Origin of the sequence: Streptomyces sp. ST2-7A (genome assembly GCF_021390475.1) — a bacterium.
GTDB lineage: Bacteria > Actinomycetota > Actinomycetes > Streptomycetales > Streptomycetaceae > Streptomyces.
The window spans coordinates 1-4,842 of sequence record NZ_JAJUWS010000080.1; the positions used below are offsets into that span (position 1 = coordinate 1).

The window sequence follows — 4,842 nt, forward strand, 5'->3', positions numbered from 1 at the left end:
CCACACCCACACCGGCACCCCGCAACGCACCGGCCACACCCCCCGACAACCCCTCCAACTCCCCGTACGACACCACCCGATCCCCACACACCACCGCCGAACCACCACCACCCCACAACCGCACCGGACGATGGACACCCGCCGCCGGGACGGGCGTGGTCCCGACGGCGGTCAGGGCGGCCCGCTCCGGCGGAGCGCACAGCTCCAGGTCCCCCACCGGGGTCGTCGGGACGTCCAGGGCGGCGATCAGGGCCCGACCCACGTGACCGGCGAACCGGGTGACGGTGTCCACGTCGAACAGATCGGCGCTGTACTCGACGTTGAGGGCGAAGCGCCCCGGGGAGACCACGAAGGTGACGGTCAGGTCGAACTTGGCCGACCGCCACGGCAGAGAGATCGTCTCGGCCTCCAGCCCGCCGAGGCGGGTGGGGCCGCCGGAGTCCTCCTGGACGTCGAACATGACCTGGAAGAGCGGGGTACGGGAGAGGTCGCGCTCGGGCCGCAGGCGGTTCACCACGTGCTCGAAGGGCACCTCCCGGTGGTCGAATGCCCCGAGCACGTCGGCCCGGACCCGCTCCAGGTGCCCGGTGAAGGAGGGGTCGCCCGAGAGGTCGCCGCGCAACACGACGGTGTTGACGAAGAACCCGATCAGGCGTTCCAACTCCACCCGGTCCCGTCCCGCCACGGGTGTCCCCACCGCGATGTCCTCCTGGCCCGACCAGCGGGCGAGCACCACCTGCACCACCGCCAGCAGCACCATGAACCGGGTGGCCCCGTGCCGGCGGGCCAGGTCGTCGATCCGCTCCGGCAGGTCGTCGGCCAACGGGATCTCCACCGCTCCGCCGCGGCCGGAACGCACCGCCGGGCGGGGACGGTCGGTGGGGAGTTCCAGTGGGGGGACCCCGGCCAGTGCGGTCTCCCAGTACCGCAGTCCGGTCCCGGCCTCGGTGGAGGAGGCACGCTCGCGCTGCCACACGGCGAAGTCGGCGTACTGCGCCGGCAGCGGCGGCAGGTCCGCGGTGGTCCCCGCCGACCGGGCCCGGTAACAGGCGGACAGCTCCGCCAGGAAGACGTCCTTGGACCAGCCGTCGATGGCCACGTGGTGGAAGGCGATGACCGCGACGTGGTCCTCCGGCCCCAGTTCCCACACCCCGGATCGCAACATCGGCGGATCGTCCAGCGCGAACCGGCGACGGGCCAGGGCGGCGGCTCCCTCCCGGACCCGCTCCGGCACCCGCTCCCCGGTGTCCTCGTGGCCCCCGGCCGGGGCCGGGTGCCACTCCAGTGGGACGGGGGCGGGCGGCCGCACCCGCTGGACCGGGCGGCCGTCGACCTCGACCAGCGCGGTGCGCAGCACCTCGTGGCGGGCCACCACGTCGTTCAGCGCGCCCTGCCAGGCGGCGCGGTCGAGGCCGCCGCGGATCCGCCGGCAGTACCACAGCACATAGTCCTCGCCCAAGGGGGACATCCGGTCCAGGAACCACAGCCGCTCCTGGGCGAAGGACAGCGGCAACGGCCCACCTCGGTCGGCGGGGACGATGGTGTCGGCGTCGATTTGGCGGGCGGCGGTGACGGCCGGGGCGAATTCCCGGATACGGGGATTCTCGAAGAGGGTGCGCAGTTCGATCTCCCGACCGAGGCGCTCCGCGACACGGGAGACCGCCATGGTGGCCAGGAGGGAGTGTCCGCCCAGATCGAAGAAACCGTCGTCGATACCGACGCGATCCGTACCCAGTACCTCGGCCCAGATGGCCGCGATGACCCGCTCGGTGTCGTCCCGGGGCGGAACATGCGGCACCTCACCGGTACCCCGACCGGGGTCCACGGCCGGCAGGGCGGCGCGGTCCAGCTTGCCCGAGGCGTTCACCGGCAGACGGTCCAGGGTGGTGAAGAAGGAGGGCACGGCGTGATCGGGGAGATGGTCGGCGCACCGGGCGCGCAGGTCGTCGAGGGACGGTTCCGCCCCGGCGGTGGGCACCACGTAGGCGATCAGCCGCCGGCCTCCGGGGCCGTCGGGGCCGGCCGCGACTGCCGCGGCGGTGACGCCGGGGCAGTCGGCCAGGACGGCCTCGATCTCGCCGGGCTCGATGCGGAAGCCCCGGATCTTGACCTGGTCGTCGGTGCGGCCCAGGAACTCCAGGTCGCCCGAGGGCAGTCGGCGCACCAGGTCCCCGGTGCGGTAGACCCGGGCGCCGGGCTCCCCCGAGGGGTCGGGCACGAAGCGCTCCGCCGTCAGGTCCGGGCGGCCGAGGTAGCCGCGGGCCAACTCCGGTCCGCCGATCAACAGCTCACCGGGTATCCCCACCGACACCGGCTCCCCCTCGCCGTCCACCACCAGGGCCCGGCGGGAACCCAGGGGCCGGCCGATCGGCACCCGTCGGGTGCCCTCCGCGTCGACGACCTCGTGGACGGTTGCGGTGACGGTGGTCTCGGTCGGGCCGTAGGCGTTCACGACCCGGATCCCCGGCAGGTGCCGCCGCCAGGCGGCCAGCGCGGCGGGCGGGATCGCCTCGCCACCGAGGATCAGCAGCCGCAGCGTGGCCGCCAGGCGGGTCGCCGAGGCCCCGTTCAGGGAACCGGCCAGCTCGGCCCAGTAGGTGGGTGGGAAGTTGGCGACGGTGATGCCGTGGCGGGCGACGATCCCCGGGATCCGGCCGGGTTCCCACTGCTCGTCGGGGCGCAGGACGACGGTGGCGCCGGTCGTGAGCGCCGGCAGCAGCTGGTCCAGGGAGGCGTCGAAGGAGAAGGAGGAGAAGGCGAGGACGCGGTCCCCGGGGGTGATCGCGAAGCACTCCCGCGCCGCCGCCACATGAGCCGCCAACGCCCCGTGCCCGACCACCACCCCCTTCGGCCGCCCCGTCGAACCCGACGTGAAGATCACATACGCCGGATCATCCGACCCCACCGACGCCCACCCCACACCCGCGTCGGGCACCACCGACCCCACCGACACCACCGGCACACCCACATCCGGCACACCCCCCGAACCCGGCGCACCCGACGGAGCGTCCCCCACCACCACCCCCACACCGGCCTCCGCCACCATGTACCTCAACCGCTCCACCGGCAACGCCGGATCCAACGGCACATACACACCCCCCGCACGCCACACCCCCCACATCGCCGCCACCGACCACACCCCACGCCCCACACACACCCCCACCGCATCACCCACACCCACACCGGCACCCCGCAACGCACCGGCCACACCCCCCGACAACCCCTCCAACTCCCCGTACGACACCACCCGATCCCCACACACCACCGCCGAACCACCACCACCCCACAACCGCACCGGGGTCCGGTGACGGGTGACGGCGGTGGCGGGTCGACTCCCCGGAACCGGAACCGCCGGTCCGGAGGAGGTCGAGCGACGGGCCAGCTCACCGACCGGGGTGGCGCGGTCCGCGAGGACGGCCCGCAGCAGTCGGGTGTAGGAGTCGGCGAAGTCCTCCATCGTGGCGCGGTCGAAGAGGGCCGTGGCGTACTGAAGGCGGGCGGCGATCCGACCGTCCGGCAGCAGACCGAGGTCGAGGAAGACGTCCAGCGGGCTGCCGGCCAGGGGGGCGGGCAGGATCTCGGCCCGCAGGCCGGGCAACCGCAGCGGTTCGTAGCCGGCGTTCAGGAGCGTGAAGGACGCCTGCGCCAGTGGGTGCCGGGACATGTCCCGGCCGGTGGCCACCTCGCCGACCACCCGGTCGAAGGGGGCCTCGGCCCGGGACAGGTCCCGCAGGACGTTGCCGCGCACCCGCTCCAGCAGCACGCCGAAACCGGGACCGCCGGAGAGGTCGTTGCGCAACACCAGCGTGTTGACGAAGGGGCCGACGACCTCCTCGGCCCCGGGCCGACCGCGATCGGTCATCGTGCTGCACACGGCGATGTCGGTTCGTCCGGAACGGTGCGCCAGCAGCGCCTGGTAGACCGCGAGCAGCACCATGTAGCGGGTGGCCCGGTGCTCGCGGGCGACCCGGTCCACGTCCGCGACCACGTCGGTGGGCAGGGCGAAGCGGACCACGTCCCCCTCCCCGTCCCAGAAGGCCGGACGGGGACGGTCGGTGGGGAGTTCCAGCGGGGTGAGGCCCGCGAGTCGCTCGCGCCAGTAGCCCAGCAGACGCTCCATGCGGGGGCCGGTCAGCCGGCGCCGCTCGTCACGGGCGAAGTCGGTGTAGCGGCGCCGGGGCGCGGCGATGGGTTCACCCCGGTAACCGGCGGCGAGCTCGCGGAGCAGGATGTTCCAGGACCACCCGTCGACGGCGATGTGGTGGACGACCACCAGCAGCACGTGCTCCCGGGGAGCGGTACGGGCGAGGACCATCCGCACGGGGAACTCGACGGACGGGTCCAGGGGGCGGCTCAACTCGCGTGCGAGGAACTCGTCGAGGTCGGCGGCCGTGGTCCGCTCCAACGGCACCCCTGCGGCGTCGTCCACGTGCGGTACGGGGTCACCGTCCGCGCCGGGGTAGCGGGTGCGCAGGATCTCGTGGCGTTCCACGATGCCGCGCAGCGAGTTCTCCAACGCCGGGACGTCGAGGTCGCCCTCCAACCGCACGGCGAGGGGCAACAGGGCGTCGGGGGAACCGCCGGCGAGCCGGTCCATGAACCAGATGCGCCGTTGGGCGAAGGACATGACGGGGATGTCGTCCTCCCGCGCGATCCCCTCGGTCCCCGTGGTCTCGTGGTGCGCCGCGCCAACCCTCACTGTGGGCCTCCCTCCGGTCGGTTGCCTCCACAGTGCTGTCGGCGGAGGGCCGTCACCAGGGAAGAAGGCGCAGCCCTGTGCGCAGAGCGGTTGCGCGGATCGACATCGAGCGCGGCGTCGCGCCCGACCCGGGGGTCCCGGGT

At 73.5% G+C, this 4,842-nt stretch carries 1 protein-coding gene; it reads right to left on the reverse strand.

The genetic code is table 11. The features are described 5' to 3' along the window. On the reverse strand, positions 1–4,699 hold a 4,699-nt coding region (locus LZF96_RS26235), incomplete at its 3' end, for a non-ribosomal peptide synthetase (protein ID WP_233877360.1). Positions 4,700–4,842 lie beyond the last annotated feature (143 nt).